This is a genomic window from Desulfosarcina alkanivorans (assembly GCF_009688945.1).
GTDB classification, from domain to species: domain Bacteria; phylum Desulfobacterota; class Desulfobacteria; order Desulfobacterales; family Desulfosarcinaceae; genus Desulfosarcina; species Desulfosarcina alkanivorans.
In genome coordinates this window covers 3,559,315-3,579,994 of sequence record NZ_AP021874.1, presented here as the reverse complement: position 1 = coordinate 3,579,994, position 20,680 = coordinate 3,559,315, and the positions used below count along the sequence as shown (strand labels likewise).

Genomic DNA, 20,680 nt, shown 5'->3' with positions numbered 1-20,680 from the left:
TTATTCATTTCTTCCTGATCCGAATTCTCACTGCCTGATTCTACAACGAACTGCTATCATGGAGGCTGCTATGACACCGGCATCCCGGCAGGCACTGGAAGGCCTGCGCGATCTGACCACCCTCAAATGGTATGTAATTCCGTTGCTGGCCTGCATCTTTTACATCTACACCCTGGAAATGAAGAAAGCCCGGGCGACCGGCAACTGGAACGTCGTGTTCGCCGGCCTGACCGTTTTCGGCATGGATTTCATCAACGAGACCTGGAACGGCTGGGTGCTGGTGTTCACCGGGCGGTCGGCCTTCTGGACCGCGCCAGGTGAGACGGCCCTGCGCACCATGGTGGGCTGGAACATCGAAATCATGTTCATGTTCGCCATCTCGGGCATCATTTACGCCAACACCATTTCAGAAGACCGCAACGAGAAAATCCTGGGCATTCCCAACTGGTGGTTCTGGGCCATCGGGTATTCGGGGTTTTGCGTTTTCGTGGAGGTGCTGCTCAACATGGGCGGTCATCTGGTATGGGAATACCCCTTCTGGCATCGCACGTTCAAAGGGGTCTGGCTGATCTTCCTGTTCGGTTATCTCCACTTTTACGTGGCCGCCCTGCTGGTGATCGGCATGCGGACGTACCGGGCCAAAGTCATTACCGTTGCGTCCCTGTATGGCATCGCCATTGTCGCCAATATTTTCGGCATAGGGGTCATGGGCTGGACCTATTAGAGCCGATTTCAAAGCACCCCGTCTGCCATCAAACATGTGAATTTATTTTTCGCCTGCGATCCTGCCCCGTCTGGTTTTCAGCGGGCGATCCCGGCCAGATTTGCCTGTTTCCGGTCCCCTCTGGGATGAAGAAGGGGTTTTATATGCGGATCTGGACCTGGAGGACATCACCCGGGCAAAAATCGACTTTGATGTGGTCGGCCAATACGCAAGACCGGATGTCTTTCAGCTTCGCGTCAATCGGGAACCCCAGCCGCCGGTGGCGTTCAACCCTGGAAAAAAGTTTCCATGACCTGTTTGTAGTTCTCGCCGTGCCAGGTGGAATCCGGGCTGGTGTCGGCGGACGTCAGGATATCCTTGAACACGAAGGGCAGGAAGTCCGAGATGCCCGGCACGACGACCCGCACCACGGGGAAATCCAGCACCGGATGGGTGAGGTTCAGGACGATGAAGTCGGTTTCCAGCGCCTGGCAGATCTTCCGGATGGCTTCGATTTCCGAGAAGAGGTCCTCGCTGCGGCTGTCCCGGTAAACGGTGGTGCCGCCCTTTTCCAGGAAGGAAATGTCTTTCTGGGAGATGCAGCACTTGAACAGCAGGTAGAGGTTCTCGACGCGGGAGCGGGGCGAAACCGGTTTGTCCAGCCCGGGGCTGGGGATCTTCAGGGTGTTGCGGCCCTGCATGACTTCGGTCAGGCAGCGGCTGAGGGCCTCGTCCATGTTGAAGGAGACGCCGGGAACCAGAATTTGGTGCTCGAGCCTTCCGGGCCGCAGGTTGTGATTGATGAAAAGCACGCCGATGCTGGGAAAGCGCCCCTCCATGGAGAAATCTTTCAGGATGATTTCCACGTTTTCGCTTTCATAAAAATCAATCATGGCCTTCAGGCGGCTGTTTTCCAGGGTGGCCCTGTCGATGGTGGGAACGCTCAACTCGGGTTTGATGACCTGAATCTGGGTATGCCGTTCGAACACTTCGCAGGCCGCCTGGACGAGGGCCTCCTCCAGGGTGTTGCCGGCCGCCATGCCGTTGGAGGCATTGATGTAGGCAATGAAATTGATGGGGACTTTGACGGTCTTGTCCTGCACGAGAGAGTAGCCGTCCACCCAGTGCCGGGCCATCTGGCTGTTTTTGATCCGCTCGACGGCCTCCGGAAACAGGTGGGGCTGGTTGCGCAGCAGGCTTTCGATGGGCAGGTGGCCGTCCTTCAGGTTGTCCTGGTGGCTGTTCACATACCCGTCCAGCCATTCATAATTCAGAAAACGGTTGACCTGGCTGCCGTAAAGGGCAGGCATGTTGAAGCGGACCTGTTCTTCGAAGTCCTGGAAGAACAGCCCGCCGCTGAACCGCTCGGCCAGTTCGGCGTGGGCACTGGCCCTGGCCAGCTCCGGCGTCAGGCCTTTTCCCTGGCACTGCAGTTTTATGGCATCGATATGGATCTGGGACCAGTGAATATGGTCGGCCACCTGGTAGGGGATATAGCGGATAGCGTAGCCCAGCCGATCGAATCCGGCGGTGATTTTGGCGATGGTGTTGGCCGGCGTGTCGGTTTTGCCGAATTCATTGCGGACATGGTTTTGGAGGTTCATGCAGCCTTTTCCTTGAAATGGGACGGGTGGATTTTTCCCGGTTCAACCGGTCCCGAACCCGTCGATACGGTTACGAACGCTGTCGTTTACGGCTTTTAGCACGCAACCGGTGCCCGCTCAAGTTCAATTCAGCCCGCCGGCGAACAGCCCTTCACGGTCTGTTCTACCGTAAGGGGGCCACGCCGGCCTGCCGGGAATCGCAAACGCGATTCCCACGGCACCGGGATTCCGGAATGCCAGGGGGCGGGGCTGACCGCTAGGGTTCGGGCGAATGCTGCCGGCCGGGGCCTGCGAGCGCCTCCCCGGCCAGTTCACCGACGGTGACGTCCGTGATCCGCATCTGCCGGTAGAGCCGGAGGGGCCCCGTGTCGGACAAGCGGGTTGCCACCAGCCGCCCAAGGGCATCGTCCAGGATGGGGCCGGCCGCCCAGATTGCCGTTCCGCGCAGGTAGGGGTCGGGGGCGTCGAAAAATGCGGGCAGGAACGGGGCTGCCGGTTGGGCCAGCGCCGGCCTGGCGTGGGCCAGGCGCCCCACGCCCCACAGGGATCCCCGCTGGAGGATTTCGTGTTCGAGGAAATTGCCCGCCGGATTGATATAGGACATCAGGATGCAGGCGAATTCGTCCGCCAGGCGGGGGTGGCCGGCGGTGATTTCACCCATGGCTTCGGGCGATCCCCAGCCGATGCCGCCGGACTCGTCGTTCAGGTTCCACATGAGCCGGCGCATGACCACCCGGGCCGATTCCATGGCGGTTTCGGCCAGCCCGGCCACCACCACGCCCATGGCCGTGACCGCGTGCCAGCGGATCCGCTCTTCTGTTGAATAGAAAAAAGAGAAGAGTGGATTGACGGCCTGCCGGCCGGGGATCCGGCGGATGGCTTCCAGGGCCCCCTCCAGATCGTCCCGTGCCAGCAGGTGGCCCATGCGGATTTTGAGTTCACGGTAGCCCATGATCGCACCCCGGCAGGCGGTTTAAAATGAGATCACCTCGAATCCCGCTTCCATATAGCGGGACATGGACGGGTGGCCGGACATGTCGTCCAGCAGGGCCAATCCCTGGCTGACGGCTTCGTCCACGGTGCCCATCTTGTGGGCGCAGCCCTTGCAGACGCCGTCCACGATCTCCTGGCCCTTGGCGTTTTCCCACAGCTTGTGCAGGGGATTCTGGGGGTCGGCCAGCTTGGGCAGCAGGGCCGTGGCGGCCCCCTCCACGACGATGCGGACCTCCATGCCTTTGGCCTTCATGTCCAGCCCGTTGAGCAGGACATGGATGAAACAGACCGGGTCTCCGTTGAATACGAACAGTGCCACTTTTTTCATGTTTTCTCCCGAAAGGTTATCAAACCGTTTTCAGTGTTCTTCCCAGCTGATGCAGTTCTCGGGGCAGTATTTGATGGCTTCGTCCACCTCCGTTTCGGGATAGACGTCCATCTCGTTGACCTGGATGTATCCGGCATCGTTTTGCACGAACACCTCCGGGCAGACTTCCACGCAGCCCATGCACAGGGTGCAGGTGCCGATATCGACGACAGGGACTTTCATGGGACACCTCCGACGGATACGTTTATGCCCGGTCTCGGGGGCTGTTTCAACTGCCGGTCAGCCCGCCTTTACCGCCTGGCCGATCATTTTGCCGTACTCGATGCAGGCCGCGATGCCGGCCTCCTCGGGAACGTACTGAAGCCGGGGCCCGGCTTCGATCATCCTGAACTTCATGGCCTCCAGTTCCGCGGCCACCAGTTTCACCGCTTCGCCGCTCCAGCCGTAGGAGCCGAACGCCCCGCCGATTTTGTTGACCGGTTTGAGCCCCTTCATGTAGACCAGCACATCGGCCACCGTGGGAAACATCTGGTTGTTCAGGGTGGGGGAGCCCATCACCACGGCGGCGGCATCGAGCACATCGGTCATGATGTCGCTGCGGTGGGAACTGCGGATGTGGATGGGCTTGACCATGACGCCGGTCGATGAGATGCCCTCGGCGATGGCGTTGGCCATGGTTTCCGTGCTTTTCCACATGGTGTCGTAGACCACCACGGCTTTTTGCTCCGGCTCCTGCCGGCTCCATTTCAGGTAGGCATCGATGATACTGCCGGGGTCTTTGCGCCAGATCACCCCGTGATCCGGGCAGATCATGTCAATCTGAATGCCCGAGGCCGCCACCTTCTCGATCAGCTTCAGGATGCGCGGCGCATAGAGCAAAAGGATGTTGGCATAGTATTTTTTGGCCTGCTCCATGAGATCGGCGCCGGCCTGGTCGTCGAACTTCTCGAATCCCGCGTAGTGCTGGCCGAAGCCGTCGCTGGAGAAGAGGATGCGGTCCTCGTTCAGGTAGGTGAACATGCTGTCCGGCCAGTGAATCATGCGGGTTTCCATGAAGGTGAGGCTGCGTTTGCCCAGACTGAGCGTCTCGCCCTCCTTCACGGGGTGATAATTCCACGGATTGGTGAAATGGCTGGCCAGGTTCCTGGCGCCCATCTTGGAGCAGTACAGCGGCTTGTCTTCGCCCACCCGCTGCATGATGCGCGGCAGGGCGCCCGAGTGGTCCATCTCGGTATGGTTGCTGACCACCACGTCGATTTTTTCGGGGTCGATGACCTGTGAGATGTTGGCGATCAACTGGTCCGCAAAGGGCGCCTTGACCGTGTCGATGAGGGCCACCTGTTCGTCGATGACCAGATAGGCGTTGTAGCTGGTTCCCCGGTCGGTGGAATAACCGTGGAAGTCCCTGATGTTCCAGTCGATGACGCCGACCTCATAGACGCCGTCCGCAATTTTCGTCGGTTTCATGTGTGCTTTCCTGTTTTCGTTTTCGGCCCGCCCGGTCCGGGCGGCATGGTGGATCAACTGCGCCTGCCGCGATGCCTTCGGGCCGGCGTCTGAAACTGGATGGTTACAAGCCGCTACCGGTTAAATTTTGGCCCCGATGAGCATTTGTCAACCCGGATTCTGCGTTTTTGCGCTTGGGGCGCGGGGGCCGGTACTCATGCCCGTTGCTGCCGTCCGTTTGGTCCTTTTTTCCCGGATCAGAAATCGAAATGCCCTTTTCCCGTAATCAGAAAAGGGCATTCGGTGCTGGTCGATGGAAAAAAGGGAACGATCCGATAACGGCGGATCTATTCCTCTTTCTCGAAATCGTCTTTGCTTGCGCCGCAGACCGGGCATTCCCAGTCTCCGGGTACATCTTCCCACTTGGTACCGGCAGCCACGCCGTTGTCGGGATCGCCCGCTTCGGGATCGTAAACATAGCCGCAGAGTGTGCAAACATACCTGTCCATTGTTTCCTCCGTAACGTTATCGGTTAATTGTATAAAAATCGCCCATGGCGATTTGCCATGCATGTTCTGTCGGTACCGCGTCTCGGTTGGAAAAAGATGGTCTCTTTTACCATACAGGGCCTTGCGGTGTCTAACCGAATCTGACGGCCGGCAGCCCGACAGCCATTACCCCAGGGGGCGGAACATCTTTTTGCCGGCCCCGCAGATGGGGCATTTCCAGTCGTCGGGAAGATCGTCAAACGAGGTGCCCTTGGCGATCTTTCCCTTGCGGTCCCCTTTGTCGGGGTTATAGATATATCCGCAGTTAACGGTCTGGCACTGGTACATTTCATGGGGTTCTGCCATTCTTGACTCCTTTGTGGGTTACCGTTTATTGCCATTCCTGCACGAGCGTATCCAACTGCGCGGCCATCTCCATGCGCAGCGCGTCCATGGCTTCCGCTTCCGACGAAACCGGCTGGGCCGGTGACCACCTTATCGTTTTTTTACCGGGAATCCCTCTCATCCGACGGTCGTCGTCGGCGCCGACGATGACGGTCAGATCGGGCGTGGCGCCATACAGGGCCTGGTCCACGTGCTGCGGTCGGCGAAAGCCCATGTCCACGCCAGCCCGCTGCATGGCCCGGACCATGGGGACGGACAGTCCGGACGCCGGCTGCAGGGCGCCGAATCCGGTGCGGATGCGGTCGCCGAAGCGCTGCTGGGCCAGGGCCGCCGCCATGGGGGCCCGGCAGGCGCCGTCCTTTGAAATGAAAAGGATCTTTTTGCGTTTGACCAGCGGCAGGACGGTTTTGGCGACGGCCTCGTCAATGTCCGCCGCCAGGCCCTCATGCCGGCTGATTTCGCCCCTGGATTCAATTCCCCGGTAGGTCATGGCATGGCTGAAGCGGGCGTCGATGGCGTCGAAAAAGTATTTTACCGTCAGGTCGACGCCGTCGAACAGCTGGCGGCCCCTGGAGGCCGCGACGCTGAACAGCAGCCCTTTCCGGGTGTCGGCCAGCGGATCCTTGAGCTTATAGACATATTTTCGCGACCAGAGGGTCTGGCACCGGTCGACCAGTACCTTGAGCTGGGCGGAGATGCCGTAAAAATAGACCGGGGACGCGGCCACCACCAGATCGGCCTGCCGCAGCAGACCGAATATTTCCGTCGACATGGGATCATCGGCGATGACGCAGGTGCCGTGGGTCTCGCAATACCCGCAGCCCCTGCAGGGCACGATGCCGGCCCGGGCCGCCTGGATGGTCCTGACGGCAGCGCCCGTCCGGGCGGCTTTATCCAGAAAGGCGGCCAGAAAGGTGTCGGTGTTTCCTTTTTTTCGGGGGCTTCCCTGAAGTCCTACAATCAGCATGGCACTCGGGCTCTGTTCAGCCGGTTTGATCGGCTGTACGTTGATGAAAGCGTAAAAACGCCGATATCTGCACTGTTATTTGACATGGCAGGTCGAACAGGTCACCGGGCCATAGGGCTTGCCGGCCCGCTTCTCATTTTTGTGGCACTTGATGCACTGCAGGTTCATCACTTTTTTGGGCTTCAGTGCGCCCTGCTCCTTCATGCGCTTGATCGCGCCGCTTTCCCGGGCAAAGACACTGTGGCAGACGTTGCAGTCCTGGATCCGCTCCTGATGTCGGGCATGGGGAAAGGGCACCTTGCCGCTGGTGCCACCGTAAATGTCGATATGGTCGGGGCCCGGTTTGGCGGCGGCGGCGATGACCACCCAGACACCCAGAAGGGCGGTGGCGACGGTGATGATCAATGGATTGGGTTTCATGCAAAGCTCCGTTTCTGGCGGTTGGCACTGCGATGGCGGTTACCCCGCCGCAACCACCGGGTCTGCTGTCCGGTGGACGCGGCGGAAGGGGGGGCGATCAGTACATCTCCTCGTGGGCCAGGTCCTCGTCGGTCACCTTGACGCTGAACAGCCGGTAGGCCCAGACCTGGTAGGCCAGCACCGCGGGCACGAAAAGCAGCACCACGATGAGCATGATTTTCAGGGTCAGGGGGCTGGAGGACGCGTTGAAGGCCGTCAGGCTGTACTCGGCCTTGACGCTGGAGGGGAACAGGTTGGGAAACAGCCCGATCACACCGAAGAAGGTGCAGGAAACGATGGTGGCGGCCGAGGCGAACCACGCCCTGAAGAAGGCTTTCTGCATCAGAAAATACTTGATGCCCACGATGGCGGCAACACTGATGGCCGGCACGAGGAACAGGACCGGCCGAGCCAGGTAGTTGTCGTAAAGCGCGGTGAATATGTAAGTGGCCACCAGAAAGACCACCGCCACGCCGGTGAGCACCGGCCATAGCAGGCCGGCCAGACGCTCGGCACGCCCGGCCAGGTCGCCGTCGGTGCGGATCGTCAGCCACAGGGCGCCATGCATCAGAAAAAGGCAGACAAACAGCACCCCGGCCAGCAGGCCGTAGGGATTGAGCAGCGTGAACAGGTTGCCCAGGTAAACGCCGTCCTGGTCGATGGGGATGCCCTTGAAGATATTGCCGAAGGCCACGCCGAACAGCAGGGCCGGCACAAAGCTGCCCACGAAGATACAGACGTCCCACACCCTTTTCCAGGCCGGGCGGTTCACTTTGTTGCGGAATTCAAAAGAGACGCCGCGCAGGATCAGGGCGAAGAGGATCAGCATCAGGGCCGAGTAGAGGGATGAGAACATCACCGCATAGAACAGCGGGAAGGCGGCGAAGGTGACCCCGCCGGCGGTGATCAGCCATACTTCGTTGCCGTCCCACAGCGGCCCCATGGCGTGGATCATCATGTTCTTGTCGCGTTCCGAGCGTCCCAGGAACGGGTAGAGCGAACCGATTCCCAGGTCAAAGCCGTCCGTCATGAAAAATACGGCCCAAAGCAGCCCCCAGAGGAAAAACCATACGGATTGTAACTCCATTTAAAACCCCCGTGTTTCGTCTTTATTGGTCGAGTCCAGTCAATCTGGTTATCTGTTTTCCGTTGCCGTTTCGGGGCCTTTTCGGGCGAAATCGGCAATCAGGTAAAAACCGGCGATTCCCAGCAGGCCATAAACCAGAATGAATCCCACCAGGCTGGTCATCACCTGGGAGGCCGCTACCGGTGAGGCGGCATTGGCGGTTTTCAGCAATCCGTGGACAATCCAGGGCTGACGGCCCACTTCGGCCAGCACCCATCCCATCTCGATGGCCAGGTAGGGCAGCGGGATGGCCAGGAGCATGACCCACAGGTACCATCGGGATTCAAGCAGCCGTTTCCGAAGGAACAGACCGACGATGGTGAGCAGGGGGAAGAGGGTTCCCAGGGCGACCATGGTCCTGAAAGAGACGAAGGTCGGCAGGACCGGTGGGCGTTCATCCCTGGGGATGTCTTTCAGACCGGTTACGGCGGCATTGATATCATGGTGTCCCAGCAGGCTCAGGGCGCCGGGAATCCGTCCGATTTCGACCCGGTTGCGTTCGTTTTCCTCGTCGGGGACGGCAAACATGACGATGGGGGCCCGGGTCCGGGTCTCCCAATGGGATTCCATGGCGGCCAGTTTGGCCGGCTGGGTTTCGGTGACGTGGACGGCGTGCATGTCACCGGTGACGGCCACCACGATGGATGAGACCAGCCCCACGACCAGGCCGATATTGAAGGAGCGGGTGAAGAACGTGACGTGCTGCTTTTTCAGCAGGTGCCAGGCGCTGATGCCCATCATGAAAAAGGCGGCCAGGAGGAAGGCGGAGGGGATGGTGTGGGCGATTTCCAGCAGGCCGAATTTGTTGGTGATCACCGCCAGAAAATCGGTCAGTTCCGCCCGGCCGTCGCGGATGGTGAAGCCCACCGGGTGCTGCATCCACCCGTTGGCCAGAAGAATCCAGACTGCCGAGAGGTTGCCGGCGCCGGCCACCAGCCACATCACCGTGGCATGGGCCTTTTTGGACAGCTTGTTCCAGCCGAAGATCCAGATGCCGATAAAGGTGGACTCCAGAAAGAAGGCCACCGATGCTTCGATGGCCAGAAGCGACCCGAACACGTCCCCGACGTAGGCCGAGTAGCGGGACCAGTTCGTGCCGAACTGAAACTCCAGGGTGATGCCGGTGACCACGCCCAGGGCGAAGTTGATCAAAAACAGTTTTCCCCAGAACTTGGTCATGCGCAGGTAGGTTTCATCGCCGGTACGCACATACCGGGTCTCCATGTAGGCCACCAGAACGGAGAGCCCGAGGGTCAGCGGAACAAACAGGAAATGAAACATGGTGGCGGCGGCAAACTGGAGCCGGGATAACATGACAACGTCCATAAACCATTCTCCTTGAACAGATGCCGGCAGCCGTCCCCCGGGACCGGTTGCCCTTAATGTGGATGGTCAGGCCCCGCGTAAAAAGAAATTCTTACGCGGGGCATTGTTGATCGGGTGCGACGGTGCCGGTCCACGCGTTCCGGGGACTGGCCCGTCCCTGCCGGCGGGGCGATGCCGTCCCGGTTGCCGCAAGGCCGTGCGATCCTTGCGGCGCAGCGATGGCATCCGGCGGCCTAAGCGCTCCCGTCCAGGGTGCACTGGGTAAAGTCGATGGGCTTGCCGCATTTGGCGCAGGTGTGATCCTTGTTGAACTCGTCGGAAAAGATCTCTTTGCTTTCGCCGCATTCGGGGCATTTGCAGACGAATGATTTCAGGTTTTTAAAATTCTCATAACCGGGGCAATGTTGGGGTGTGGACATGACAGCCTCCTTTTTTAATCCGAATTGATGGGGTTGACTGATTTGCGTCGATTGTCAGTTGTGTGCCCGTCAATAAATGGCCGATTTGCCAGATATCGGCGTTGCGCTCAAAATTTTATCCTCGGAATATCAACCATATGGCTTCAGCAAAATTTCTCGCGCGCCTTGATCTCGACCCATTATGCCTATTTCGGGACGGACACTATTAGAGCTTTTCTGAAATCTCCCGTCCATAATCCTGGGCCATCTTCATGCCGCCGCCCAGGTTGGCCGATTTGAGCCGCAGGGGAATGCTCACCATGTTCATCTTGAAGATGTTTTTCATGGTTTCAAAGATGCGGTCCGGAGCTTCGCCGCTCCAGCCGAACGAGCCGAAGGCACCGCCCACCTTGCCTTCTAACTCCGCTTTTTCGGCCATGAACAGCAGGGTTTTCATCCCCTGAACCATTTCGCCGTGGTAGGTGGGGGAACCGAGAATAACGGCATCGTACCCCTTCAGGTCCTCCCCTTTTTTTATATCCGTTACCTTCAGCAACTCGGCTTCATGGCCGGAGAACCGGATCCCCTCGGCGATGAGATTGCCTATTTTTTCAGTCTCTCCCGTGCGTGTGGCATACACGATGAGTGCTTTGGCCATTTCCTGCTCCCTTCGGCTTTTGAGTTGATGCGCCTGGACGGTGATGTCCGCGTGGCACCCGGGTGCCAACCGAGACACCGGTGGCCGGTGTGGTCGATCTGCGGCTGGTGTTATTTGATTCTGGGGTCCTTGCCCTCGTACTGGCAGTCGGGCGTGTAGCAGGTATTGTCCAGAAAATCGCATTTTTCCTTGCACGACGGACATTTTTCGGGCGGCTTGTCCGCCTCGAGTTCATATCCGCAGTTTCCGCATTTCCAGCTTCCCATGAAACACCTCCTTTTTGATGTTGGCCATGTGGCCCCTGCCCGTCAACGGCTCCTGGCGGGCACAGGTCACATGCAGTCCCCGGCGGGCCGTCGGGACTGGGGCGGGAAAACGGGAGGCGGATGCCGGGGCGGCCGCCGTCTCCCGGATTTTTTAAAATGCGGGGTTACGCCTTCCACAACCCGTGGAGGTTGCAGTATTCCCTGGCGGAAACCGTTGCCGCATCGACCTTGAACACGGCTTCGGGGGTCTGGCCCGGGTCGAGAAACTGGAAGTAGGATTTGCCGTCCGCGTTCAACTCGATCCATTGAATCCAGTGCTTCTCTTCCATGGGATGGGGGACGCCGCCCACTTTGACTTTGTATCCACCGTCGATCTTCTCGATGACCGGTACGTGTTTCTCCTTGGCCGCATCAACGGTGTTTTCGGTCAGCTTTTTCATGGCCTCTCCGCAGCACACCAGCTCGCCGCCGCCGCCGACGAGCACCTGAACGATGTTCCCGCAAAGATCGCATTTGTATACCTCAAATCTTTCCGCCATTTTTTTCTCCTTGTCGGTTTGAAAAAACGATTGATAATACGTTGACGCCGCTTACCAGTTCTCACCCAGGATCTCGAAATGGGCCCGGGGATGCGCGCAGGCCGGGCACATCTCGGGGGGTTCGGTGCCTTCATGAAGATAGCCGCAGTTGCGGCAGCGCCAGGTCACGCTCTCTTCTCTCTTGAATACCCGTCCGGCCTCGATGTTGGCCTTCAGGTCCTCGTAGCGTTTTTCATGCTGCTTTTCGGCAACGGCAATGGCTTCGAAGATGAATGCCACGTGATCCAGGCCCTCTTCGCGCGCGACCGTTGCGAATTCGGGATACATGGTGGTCCACTCGTAGTTTTCGCCGCCGGCCGCTTCCTTGAGATTTTCGACGGTGGTGCCGATCACGCCGGCGGGAAAGGCACCGGAGATCTCAACCTCGCCACCTTCCAGCAGCTTGAACAGGCGCTTGGCATGCTCTTTTTCCTGGTTGGCGGTCTCTTCAAAAATGTCTGCAATCTGTACAAAACCTTCCTTCTTGGCCTGCTTGGAAAAGTACGTGTAACGGTTCCTGGCCTGAGATTCACCGCTGAACGCCGTTAGAATGTTCTTTTCCGTTTTGGTGCCTTTAATGCTTGCCACGCGTTTTCCTCCTTGTGTTGTTGGGTAAGGTTTAAAATGTTGAACGATAGTCGGTCGTCAACAGCTTTCATCCCACCAGCCTTTGGCGATATGCTTGCGCTTTTCGTTCTCGGCCAGTTGCTTGATTTTGTAGCCCGAGTCCCGAAGCATCCCGTAAAGGATACCGCAACCGGTATCCTCACGATCATCGTCACCCTGATCGGCCAGCTCGATCATCCGCTCGGCCAGCAAGATGGTCAGTTTGATGTTTTGGTCACACGGTTTCACGGATCGAAACTCTCCGAAGGGGTTGGATTCTGCCGGCCCGAAAGGACGTCGGCAGCATTGTTCTTAGCGTAATCAAGATACGTGCCAAGGTTCTTTTCCCCCCCCCCCGCCGGTGCGGACAGCACCTGCCATACGGAGACCGCCATTACCCGCAGCCACGCCCGCCGGCGCTGCGGCCGCCCGTGGCCGCGGCCTTCACCGGAAACCGGCTCGAGAAGGCATTTTTTTTCCGGTGGCAGGCTGCCTGCCGCAAACGATCGCTCATGGGGTCTCACGTCTTATGCGATACAAAGATGTCTCGTAAGACAGGCTGGTGGGACGGTTCAGTCTTCCTGGGGCTGGTGAATGGCCTTTAACGCCTCCACCATGTCCTTCAAGTTTGGCCGCTGGTTGATATCGGATACCGAGATGTAGCGAATGATGCCCGCTTTGTCGATGATGAACACGGCCCGTTCGGCCGTACCGTCCCCGCGCAGCACGCCGAATCGCCGTGCCACCTCACCATGGGGCCAGAAGTCCGACAGCACGGGAAACCAGAGGTCGCCCATCTGGCGGGTCCAGGCGAAAAGGGTGGGCAGGTTGTCGACGGTGATACCCAGCAGGGTCGCATCATACTGCGCAAAGATGTCCCTGGTGATGTTGTAGCCGGGCCATTGATCGGAACACACCGGCGTCCATGCTGCCGGCACAAACGAGATGACCACGTTGCGCGTTCCCCTGTATTGCGCCAGGGAAACGGTCCCCTGCGTCAGGGAGGGCAGGGAAAAGGGCGGGGCCGGGTCGCCGACCTCGACCGCCAGGACGCTGTCCACCGGCTTCAGTCGGCCGGGGTCGAAGATCATGTTTTTCATGCCCGCATCGCCGGCCAGGCCGTGGCCATGAGTAACCGCCAGCCACAGGATGGCGGCTACCACTGAAATGTACCTCGGTCGCGTTGGATCGATCATGGGGGTCACCTATTTCAGGAAACCGCTCAGGCGGTCCAGAAAAGTGTCCAGCGGATCCATTTTACCGATACCGCTCCACAGAATCCTGCCTCCGTCATCCGGTTCGAGGGCGACAATCAGGAAAAAGGGGGTGCGGACCTCGCCCATTGCCTTGTGTACCACAAAGTCTTCGTCCGGAAACAAGGGAAATTCGATCTGGTAATGTTTTCTGAAATGGTCGACTTCGAAGGTGGAGTTGCCCACCCCGATCCCGATCATCTTTACCCGGCCGCGCAGCGTATCAGATGCTTCGATGGCCTGGTACAGCCGGTTGACGGCCGGCGCCTCCCGCTGGCAATGGGGGCAGTACATGCTGAAGATTTCAATGATGAGCAGTCGGCCGCTGATGGTTGCGGGGTCGAAGGGGCCGCTGCCGGAAAGGCCCAGATAGGCCTGTACGTCGGTTCGGTCGGGGCCCTCCAGTCGCATGACTGCCAGCCGGTCTCCGGCGGCCGGGACGCTGCCGCCCGATGCCATCCCGGAAAGGGCAAACACGATCAGGGCCACGATCCACCACAGGCGGACATTTTTCATGGCGTTACCTCGCTGGCTGCTATGAGTTGTTGTGCGCCGGTATTCGAGAAGGTAAGGTGCGTATCAGGTGCCAACGTGGCACACTGATGTCTCATACCGGCACCGAAACACGTCTAACCGGGGAGGCGGCGGGAAGTTGCGGGAGTGAATCCGTCACTTCCCATTTTGAGACCGAACATCGTTGGCAGCCCGCTACCTGGTGGCGATGAGGCGGCGGCTGAGCAGTTTGATGTGAGACATCTCTTCCTTGATGATGTCGTCCAATCGCGACTGGCCCAGGCCTTCGGGAACCAGATCTTTCATCCCCAGGTAAAATACAATGGAGTCTTTTTCGGCCAGGATGGCGGCCTTCAGTATCGCCTGCATGGAAGTGGTGTCAATCTCCTTTTCGAAAAAGATGCGCGTATCCGCCAGGGCCTTGAGATACGATGCCGCTTCGCCATCGGGGTCAAATACGGTCTGGGCTTTTTCCTCCCCTGACAGCTGGTTTCTCATGATGGAAAAGGTCTTCTCGTGGTCCTCTTCCATGGCAGCCAGGTCCGATAAAAACGTTTTGGCGTCCGCGTCTGTGACATTATCGGCGGCCTTCCTGTAGAACGCGGCGCCGTTTTTTTCGATCTGCTCAGCCATGTCGAACACATCGTCTGCACTAAAATCGTAGCTCATGGTTGGATCTGCCTTTCTTTTCCGACTGGAGGATGGATTAAAATGGGTATTTGCCAGATTCAATGATGCCCGAACCATGCCCGTTTCACCGATCGGCTGTCAACCTAAAAAAATAAAACCGGCGCTGCTCGAATCAGGCCTCTCCTTCTTTCAGGCGGCACTCGTCGTCCCACTCGGGACAGGCGCTTTTGCGGTCGGTTTCAAATTTCAGCATGCATTCGCCGCACTCCAGTTCGATGTTCGGTGTGTCCCCATAGCGTTCTTTGATCTCCTCTTTGGACAGCACCTGGGCAAAACTGCACCCGCACTGGGGGCAGGCAGATTTGATGTGGTAACGTTTGTGACCCATGGTTGGCCTCCCGATAGTTTGAAGATTTAGAAAAGTGAGCAAGCAGGAACAGATTTAGCAATAACGATGCCATTTTCCCGCAAACATTTTTATATTGGCATGTTTATTGATTGTGGTAATCTTATATTCGATACTCACCCATCATATCACAGGAGGACCCCATGGCTCAAACCGCATTTAAAGGATCACCTGTTCCATTGTCCGGCGATCTTCCCCAGCCGGGTACGCAAGCCCCTGATTTCACCCTGGCCCGCGGCGACCTGTCCGATGTGTCCCTGAAGGAGTACGCCGGCAAAACCGTCGTGCTCAACATCTTCCCCAGTATCGATACACCGGTGTGCGCCATGTCGGTGCGAAAATTCAACGCCGAAATCGGCAACCATGACAATGCCGTGGTCCTGTGTATCTCGGCCGACCTTCCCTTTGCCCATGCCCGCTTCTGCGGCGCCGAAGGGCTGGATCACGTGGTCTCGGCCTCCACCTTCCGCAATCCCGAATTCGGCGATGCCTACGGCATGCGCATCACCGATGGACCGCTGGCCGGACTGATGGCCCGGGCAGTGGTGGTCGTCGACGGCCAGGGGAAAGTGGTCTATACGCAACTGGTGGATGAGATCTCCCGGGAACCGGATTACGACAAGGCCCTGGCCTGCCTGTCCAATGAAGAGGTCCTGCAGGCCTGCACGGCCAGTTTCACGGCGGAGCATTCCCGGGGAATGGACGATGACGGCCCCTGCGACGACGGCCGCGCCGGGGGGTGAGCCGGGTCCCGGGCATCCGCTTTCGGCCGCCCGGCGAGCACCACGCAGATCTGGGGCCGGAAGGACCTTTTCCGGACCGGCGCCACTTGAATTCAGTTTTGCCACGCCCTGTCGGCGCGGGAGGGATCATGCCATCATTTACCGGAATCAATCACCTGGCCATGGTGACCGGCGACATGGACCGCACCATCCGCTTCTGGCGGGACCTGCTGGGGATGCGTCTGGTGGCCGGTCTGGGCGGCAAGGGCTACCGGCACTATTTTTTCCAGATCTGCGACCGTGACATGATCGCTTTTTTTGAATGGCCCGGCGCGAAAAAAATAGCGGAAAAGGACCACGGGGTGCCGGTGAATGGTCCTGCCGCCTTCGACCACATCGCTTTCGGCGTCGAGGGTGAGGACGACCTGTGGGACTTGAAAGACCGGCTGGAGGCGGCCGGGTTCTGGGTGTCCGAAGTGATCGACCATGGCTTCATCCACTCCATTTATACCTTTGACCCCAACAACATCCCCATCGAATTCAGTTCCCCGGTGAACGGTGTGGATTTGCGTGCGCAACCGAAAATGCTGGATCGGCATCCGGGGATCGTTGCCCGGGAAGGCCCTGAACCCCGTCCGGGAAAATGGCCGGCGGTGGTGCGAACGACCCCCGAAGAGGAGCGGATGGTCTTTCCCGGCGAAGGCATGGTCTTTGTCGACAACGACGACCCGACGGCGTGATGCCACAACCTGTAGATTGCGGTAAGGAGAGAAAATGGCAGATGAGACTGTGCTCGTGCGGTGCCGCACCTGCGGTACCCGAAACCGGATTCCCGTAGCCAGACTGAAGGATGGCCCCCGCTGTGGCCGCTGTAAAAATTCCTTTCCACCCATTGCAGCGCCGAGCCGGCCGGTGGTGGTGACGGATCGAACCTTTGCCGATGAGGTGCTCGCCAGCCTCCTGCCGGTGATGCTGGACTGCTGGGCCGCCTGGTGTGCGCCTTGCGGGGCCATGGCCCCGGTGCTGGATGACCTGGCCAGGGGATATGCGGGCCGGTTGAAGGTCGCCAAGCTCAACGTGGACCAGAATCCGGTGACCGCCAGCCGATACAGTGTCCTGAGCCTGCCCACGCTCCTGTTTTTCAGGGACGGAAAGGTGGTGGACACGGCGGCCGGCGCCTTGCCGAGACAGGAGATCGAACGGTACCTGTGGCGTTTCCTGGCCCGGTAGGACCTCCGACCAGAAAGGAGACAGCATGAAGATCGTGATTGCAGGGGCATCCGGATTCGTGGGATCGGCATTGACCCGATCCCTGCTGGACGCCGGCCACGTGGTCACCGGCCTGGGAACCTCGGACGCCCATCCGCTGGGATCGATGGCGCGCTTCACCTGGTGCACTGCGGACACCACCCGCGCCGGGGACTGGCAGGCGGCGGTGGGCGATGCCGATGCGGTGGTCAATCTGGCCGGGCGCACCATATTCAAACGATGGTCCAGGACCTACAAGGCCCAGATGGTCGACAGTCGTGTTCTCACCACCCGCAACCTCGTCAGCGCCATGAACGGTGAGAATAAAATCCTGATCAGTACCTCGGCGGTCGGCTATTACGGCAGCCGTGGCGACCAGGTTCTCAACGAGCATTCGTCGCCGGGAACCGACTTTCTGGCCCGCCTCTCCGTGGACTGGGAGCAAGCGGCCCTGGAGGCCGGGAAACGGGGGGTACGGGTCGCCATCATGCGGTTCGGGGTGGTGCTGGACGCCGGCGGGGGGGGCCTGGCCCGGATGCTTCCGGCCTTTCGCATGTTTGCAGGCGGCCCGCTGGGACGCGGCCGCCAGTGGTTCTCCTGGATTCACATGGCCGATCTTCTCTCCGGGGTCCAATTTCTGATCGACCATGACAATGCGCAGGGTTCTTACAATTTTTGCGCACCGGGAACGGTCCGCCAAAAAGATTTTGCCCGTGCCCTGGGATCGGTCCTGGGCCGACCGGCCCTGGTTCCCGCTCCCTCCCTGGCCCTGCGGCTGATGATGGGTGAGATGGCCGGGGTGTTGCTGGCCAGCCAGCGGGTGCAACCCGACCGGCTGCTCGCCGACGGGTTCGTTTTTCGTTTTGCGGATGTCGACAGCGCCCTTGAGGATCTGATCGGCCAGTCGTGACCCGTTGGTGGACTTCCGTCGCCTGCGCTCCCCGGCCCCGGGCGTTTCACCGCCGTGCTTCCATTTCAGACCACTGCGAGGGGGCCCATCATGTCTCAGAAAATATTAACGGCCGCCGGCTATCACAGGGCGACGAGCTACCGCCGCCACGGGTTGACGCCCCACAGCCTGGACTGGGCGCATCAGCCGGTGCCGGTCAAGCGTTATCCGCAGCCGGACCGGGTGCCCCTGGACCACGACCGGAAATTGCCGCCCCTGGATTACCCCGGGATCATGAGACATGCGTCCCCCGGCCATCCGGCAGCGCCGGACATTCAGGTCATGGCAACGGTGTTTCGCCTGGCCCACGATGTGACCGCCCGGGCCATGCACGGGGGGCAGCCGTTCCATTACCGCAGCGTGGCCTCGGCCGGCGCCCTGTATCCCTTCGAACTCTACCTGGCGGCCCATCACATCGACGGGTTGGCCCCGGGGCTGTACCATTACAACCTGTTCGATTTCTCCCTGACGGCCCTTCGTCGCGGCCCGGTGCCCGCGATCCCGCCGGTGAACCGGGGCATTGCGGCCACTTTCTACATCACCGGCATCTTTTTTCGCAGCGCCTGGAAATACCGCAGCCGCGCCTACCGGTACGTGCTGCTCGATGCCGGCCACCTGCTGGAAAACCTGCGGCTGGCGCTGGGTGCTCTGGGTATGGATTTTTCCATCCATCTCGATTTCGACGACCGACGGGCGGCGACCCTGCTGGGCCTGGATCCCCGGCGGGAAGCCTGCCTGGTCGGCGTTCACCTGCATGGCGCCCCGGCCGCTGAAATGGGGACGGGAGCGGCCGGGGACCCGAAACCCCTCGCCGGCGACATTCTCCGGGCGTCGGTGGTCTCGGACAGGGAGGTGGCCTACCCGGATATTCTCAGGATCCACCGGGCCGGCCATGCGGTCGAAACCGGATCCGCCGGTGCCCCGCCCGAATTGGCTGTCATGAAAAAAACGCCGGCCTCGTGGATCGGCCTGGACCCGCCGGAGTTCCCGGTGCCGGCGGATTATGCCCGTATACTGGGGCAGCGCCGATCTCGCCGGAACTTCCTGTCCGCATCCGTATCCCGGGCCGATCTTATGTCCTTCCTGGACCTGGTGACGGGCCATATGGGTGCGGCCTCGGCCATGCCCCCGTCCTGCCGGTCTGCCCTGGCGACCGGGTTTCTGGCCGGTTCGGGGATGCCGGTCTCCCCCGGTTTCTACCTGCTGGATCCGGACGCCAGGCGCCTGGGGTGCGTGTCCGGCGGCGGGTTTACCGAATCCATGGCCAGGGCCTGCCTGGACCAGATGTGGCTGAAGCATGCCGGCCTTCATCTGCTGTTCATGACCGACCTGGACGCCCTGGACCGCACCTGGGGGCCGCGGGGTTACCGATATGCCATGATCGAGGCCGGGCGACTGGGCCAGCAGGTCTACCTGGCCGCCACCGCCATGGGGTGGGGGGCCTGCGGCATTGGCGCCATCTATGACCGGGAGGCGGCAGATCTGCTGGACCTGTCGGATGACGGCGCACTGCTCTACCTGGTGGGGGCAGGCCCCGTCAAAAGGCGTTGACTGCCGATCGCCCACTCTTTTTTTTCTTGATTAAGCGGTTGCCCGGCCGGCCGCCCCTGGCGTATAATCCGGCTGCATCCGCTAATGTCTCAGCAGGGAGAAGCGACCATGTCCACCGACCTCAGGATTTTTTCCGGCAACGCCAACCCGCAATTGGCACGGTCGATCTGCGGAACGCTGGGCATCGGCCTGAGCCGGCTGGTGGTATCCCGTTTTTCCAACGACAACCTGTTTGTACGGATCCGGGAAAACGTCCGCGAAAAGGATGTCTTTGTCGTCCAGCCGTTCACCACGCCGGTGGGTGATCATATCCTCGAACTGTTTATCATTCTGGACGCCCTGAGAAGCGCGTCGGCACGGCGAATTACGGCGGTGATCCCCTATTTTTCCTATGCCCGTTCGGACAAGAAGGACGCCCCGCGCATCTCCATCGCCGGCCGGCTGATGGCGGACCTGGTCCAGACCGCCGGTGCCAACCGGGTGCTGACCATGGATCTTCACTCGGACGCGGTGCACGGCTTTTTCAGCATCCCGGTGGACCACCTCACCGCCATTCCCTATTTCGTGGATTATTTCCGCCAGCGGGTGGACCTGTCCAGCGCCGTGGTGGTGGCCACTGATGCCGGCGGTGCCAAGCGGGCCGGCCGGTTCGCCCAGCGTATCGGGCTGCCCATGGCCATTATCGACAAGCGGCGCGTGGCCGATACCGAAGTGGTCCAGGGACTGGTGGTGGGAGATGTGAAAGGGCGTGAGGCCATCATCTTCGAAGATGAGGTGTCAACAGGCGGCACCCTGGCCGAGTCGGTAAAAACCCTTGGGGCGGCCGGCGTGACCCGTATCCATGTGGGCGCCACCCACGGCGTGCTGTGCGGTCCTGCCGTTAAACGGCTGGAGGACAGCCCCATCCAGTCGGTGATCGTGACCGATACGGTCGATGTGCCCGTGGAAAAACAGGGACGCAAAATTCACACGATTTCCGTGGCCCCCCTGTTTGCCGAGGCCATCCGGCGCATCCATACGGGAGAAAGCGTCGGGGCCCTTTTCGACTAGTCCTGCG

At 60.1% G+C, this 20,680-nt stretch carries 29 protein-coding genes; 7 read left to right on the top strand and 22 right to left on the bottom strand.

The annotated features are described in order from the left end of the window. Positions 1–70 precede the first annotated feature (70 nt). The gene (locus DSCA_RS15815; RefSeq protein WP_155317345.1) at positions 71–724 is read left to right on the top strand and encodes a hypothetical protein; all 654 of its coding nucleotides are present in this window, start codon (positions 71–73) and stop codon (positions 722–724) included. Positions 725–990: 266 nt separating this feature from the next. Here DSCA_RS15815 and DSCA_RS15810 read toward each other — a convergent pair whose 3' ends face one another. The 22 genes from DSCA_RS15810 to DSCA_RS15710 all read right to left on the bottom strand — a co-directional run bounded on the left by DSCA_RS15810 (position 991) and on the right by DSCA_RS15710 (position 15,135). Next, the gene (locus DSCA_RS15810) at positions 991–2,307 is read right to left on the bottom strand and encodes a YcaO-like family protein (RefSeq protein ID WP_155317344.1); all 1,317 of its coding nucleotides are present in this window, start codon (positions 2,305–2,307) and stop codon (positions 991–993) included. A 256-nt stretch (positions 2,308–2,563) separates the two neighbouring features. Next, positions 2,564–3,259 carry a DVU0298 family protein gene (locus DSCA_RS15805; RefSeq protein ID WP_155317343.1) on the bottom strand — a complete coding sequence of 232 codons (696 nt, stop codon included), beginning with the start codon at positions 3,257–3,259 and terminating at the stop codon, positions 2,564–2,566. Positions 3,260–3,280: 21 nt separating this feature from the next. Continuing rightward, complete coding sequence (locus tag DSCA_RS15800) at positions 3,281–3,628, bottom strand: DsrE family protein (protein WP_155317342.1); 348 nt, start codon at positions 3,626–3,628, stop codon at positions 3,281–3,283. A 30-nt stretch (positions 3,629–3,658) separates the two neighbouring features. Beyond that, the gene (locus tag DSCA_RS15795) at positions 3,659–3,850 is read right to left on the bottom strand and encodes a ferredoxin (protein ID WP_155317341.1); all 192 of its coding nucleotides are present in this window, start codon (positions 3,848–3,850) and stop codon (positions 3,659–3,661) included. Between the two features lie 57 nt (positions 3,851–3,907). Further along, positions 3,908–5,095, bottom strand: a complete 1,188-nt coding sequence (locus tag DSCA_RS15790) for an FprA family A-type flavoprotein (protein WP_155317340.1) — start codon at positions 5,093–5,095, stop codon at positions 3,908–3,910. 326 nt (positions 5,096–5,421) lie between these two features. After that, positions 5,422–5,583, bottom strand: coding sequence for a rubredoxin (gene rd, locus DSCA_RS15785; protein WP_155317339.1), 162 nt, complete (start codon positions 5,581–5,583; stop codon positions 5,422–5,424). 165 nt (positions 5,584–5,748) lie between these two features. Then, positions 5,749–5,928 (bottom strand): rubredoxin, encoded by a 180-nt coding sequence (locus DSCA_RS15780; protein WP_155317338.1) that lies wholly within the window; start codon positions 5,926–5,928, stop codon positions 5,749–5,751. 25 nt (positions 5,929–5,953) lie between these two features. After that, positions 5,954–6,934: an NAD(P)H-dependent oxidoreductase gene (locus DSCA_RS15775; RefSeq protein WP_155317337.1), complete on the bottom strand. Its 981-nt coding sequence runs from the start codon at positions 6,932–6,934 to the stop codon at positions 5,954–5,956. A gap of 75 nt (positions 6,935–7,009) precedes the next feature. Then, positions 7,010–7,354, bottom strand: a complete 345-nt coding sequence (locus DSCA_RS15770; RefSeq protein WP_155317336.1) for a cytochrome c3 family protein — start codon at positions 7,352–7,354, stop codon at positions 7,010–7,012. A 97-nt stretch (positions 7,355–7,451) separates the two neighbouring features. Next, a complete protein-coding gene (gene cydB / locus DSCA_RS15765; RefSeq protein WP_155317335.1) occupies positions 7,452–8,480 on the bottom strand; it encodes a cytochrome d ubiquinol oxidase subunit II in 1,029 nt (342 codons plus the stop codon). A 48-nt stretch (positions 8,481–8,528) separates the two neighbouring features. Then, positions 8,529–9,845 carry a cytochrome ubiquinol oxidase subunit I gene (locus tag DSCA_RS15760; RefSeq protein ID WP_155317334.1) on the bottom strand — a complete coding sequence of 439 codons (1,317 nt, stop codon included), beginning with the start codon at positions 9,843–9,845 and terminating at the stop codon, positions 8,529–8,531. A 233-nt stretch (positions 9,846–10,078) separates the two neighbouring features. Beyond that, positions 10,079–10,264: a hypothetical protein gene (locus tag DSCA_RS15755; RefSeq protein WP_155317333.1), complete on the bottom strand. Its 186-nt coding sequence runs from the start codon at positions 10,262–10,264 to the stop codon at positions 10,079–10,081. A 205-nt stretch (positions 10,265–10,469) separates the two neighbouring features. Beyond that, positions 10,470–10,901 carry a flavodoxin domain-containing protein gene (locus DSCA_RS15750; protein ID WP_155317332.1) on the bottom strand — a complete coding sequence of 144 codons (432 nt, stop codon included), beginning with the start codon at positions 10,899–10,901 and terminating at the stop codon, positions 10,470–10,472. A 110-nt stretch (positions 10,902–11,011) separates the two neighbouring features. Further along, positions 11,012–11,167: a rubredoxin-like domain-containing protein gene (locus DSCA_RS31985; RefSeq protein WP_167527799.1), complete on the bottom strand. Its 156-nt coding sequence runs from the start codon at positions 11,165–11,167 to the stop codon at positions 11,012–11,014. A gap of 164 nt (positions 11,168–11,331) precedes the next feature. Beyond that, a complete protein-coding gene (locus DSCA_RS15745; RefSeq protein WP_155317331.1) occupies positions 11,332–11,706 on the bottom strand; it encodes a desulfoferrodoxin in 375 nt (124 codons plus the stop codon). A gap of 51 nt (positions 11,707–11,757) precedes the next feature. Beyond that, positions 11,758–12,333, bottom strand: a complete 576-nt coding sequence (gene rbr / locus DSCA_RS15740; RefSeq protein WP_155317330.1) for a rubrerythrin — start codon at positions 12,331–12,333, stop codon at positions 11,758–11,760. 57 nt (positions 12,334–12,390) lie between these two features. Beyond that, positions 12,391–12,600, bottom strand: coding sequence for a hypothetical protein (locus DSCA_RS15735; RefSeq protein WP_155317329.1), 210 nt, complete (start codon positions 12,598–12,600; stop codon positions 12,391–12,393). After that, positions 12,597–12,875, bottom strand: coding sequence for a hypothetical protein (locus DSCA_RS15730; RefSeq protein WP_155317328.1), 279 nt, complete (start codon positions 12,873–12,875; stop codon positions 12,597–12,599). The genes DSCA_RS15735 and DSCA_RS15730 overlap by 4 nt, the downstream gene beginning before the upstream one ends. 48 nt (positions 12,876–12,923) lie before the next feature. Next, positions 12,924–13,547: a peroxiredoxin gene (locus DSCA_RS15725; protein WP_155317327.1), complete on the bottom strand. Its 624-nt coding sequence runs from the start codon at positions 13,545–13,547 to the stop codon at positions 12,924–12,926. Positions 13,548–13,556: 9 nt separating this feature from the next. Next, positions 13,557–14,120 carry a TlpA family protein disulfide reductase gene (locus tag DSCA_RS15720; protein WP_155317326.1) on the bottom strand — a complete coding sequence of 188 codons (564 nt, stop codon included), beginning with the start codon at positions 14,118–14,120 and terminating at the stop codon, positions 13,557–13,559. A gap of 192 nt (positions 14,121–14,312) precedes the next feature. Further along, the gene (locus tag DSCA_RS15715) at positions 14,313–14,786 is read right to left on the bottom strand and encodes a ferritin-like domain-containing protein (RefSeq protein WP_155317325.1); all 474 of its coding nucleotides are present in this window, start codon (positions 14,784–14,786) and stop codon (positions 14,313–14,315) included. Positions 14,787–14,919: 133 nt separating this feature from the next. Continuing rightward, positions 14,920–15,135 carry a hypothetical protein gene (locus tag DSCA_RS15710; protein ID WP_155317324.1) on the bottom strand — a complete coding sequence of 72 codons (216 nt, stop codon included), beginning with the start codon at positions 15,133–15,135 and terminating at the stop codon, positions 14,920–14,922. A 161-nt stretch (positions 15,136–15,296) separates the two neighbouring features. Between DSCA_RS15710 and tpx the strand changes: the two genes are divergently transcribed. The 6 genes from tpx to DSCA_RS15680 all read left to right on the top strand — a co-directional run bounded on the left by tpx (position 15,297) and on the right by DSCA_RS15680 (position 20,673). Continuing rightward, positions 15,297–15,896, top strand: a complete 600-nt coding sequence (tpx, locus tag DSCA_RS15705; protein ID WP_155317323.1) for a thiol peroxidase — start codon at positions 15,297–15,299, stop codon at positions 15,894–15,896. A gap of 128 nt (positions 15,897–16,024) precedes the next feature. Beyond that, entirely contained in the window at positions 16,025–16,615 is a 591-nt protein-coding gene (locus DSCA_RS15700; RefSeq protein ID WP_155317322.1) for a VOC family protein, read from the top strand. Positions 16,616–16,649: 34 nt separating this feature from the next. Then, positions 16,650–17,105, top strand: coding sequence for a thioredoxin (gene trxA, locus DSCA_RS15695; RefSeq protein ID WP_155317321.1), 456 nt, complete (start codon positions 16,650–16,652; stop codon positions 17,103–17,105). 25 nt (positions 17,106–17,130) lie between these two features. Next, complete coding sequence (locus DSCA_RS15690; protein WP_155317320.1) at positions 17,131–18,033, top strand: TIGR01777 family oxidoreductase; 903 nt, start codon at positions 17,131–17,133, stop codon at positions 18,031–18,033. 90 nt (positions 18,034–18,123) lie between these two features. After that, positions 18,124–19,623 (top strand): SagB/ThcOx family dehydrogenase, encoded by a 1,500-nt coding sequence (locus DSCA_RS15685; protein WP_155317319.1) that lies wholly within the window; start codon positions 18,124–18,126, stop codon positions 19,621–19,623. 108 nt (positions 19,624–19,731) lie between these two features. Next, positions 19,732–20,673, top strand: coding sequence for a ribose-phosphate diphosphokinase (locus DSCA_RS15680; protein WP_155317318.1), 942 nt, complete (start codon positions 19,732–19,734; stop codon positions 20,671–20,673). Positions 20,674–20,680 lie beyond the last annotated feature (7 nt).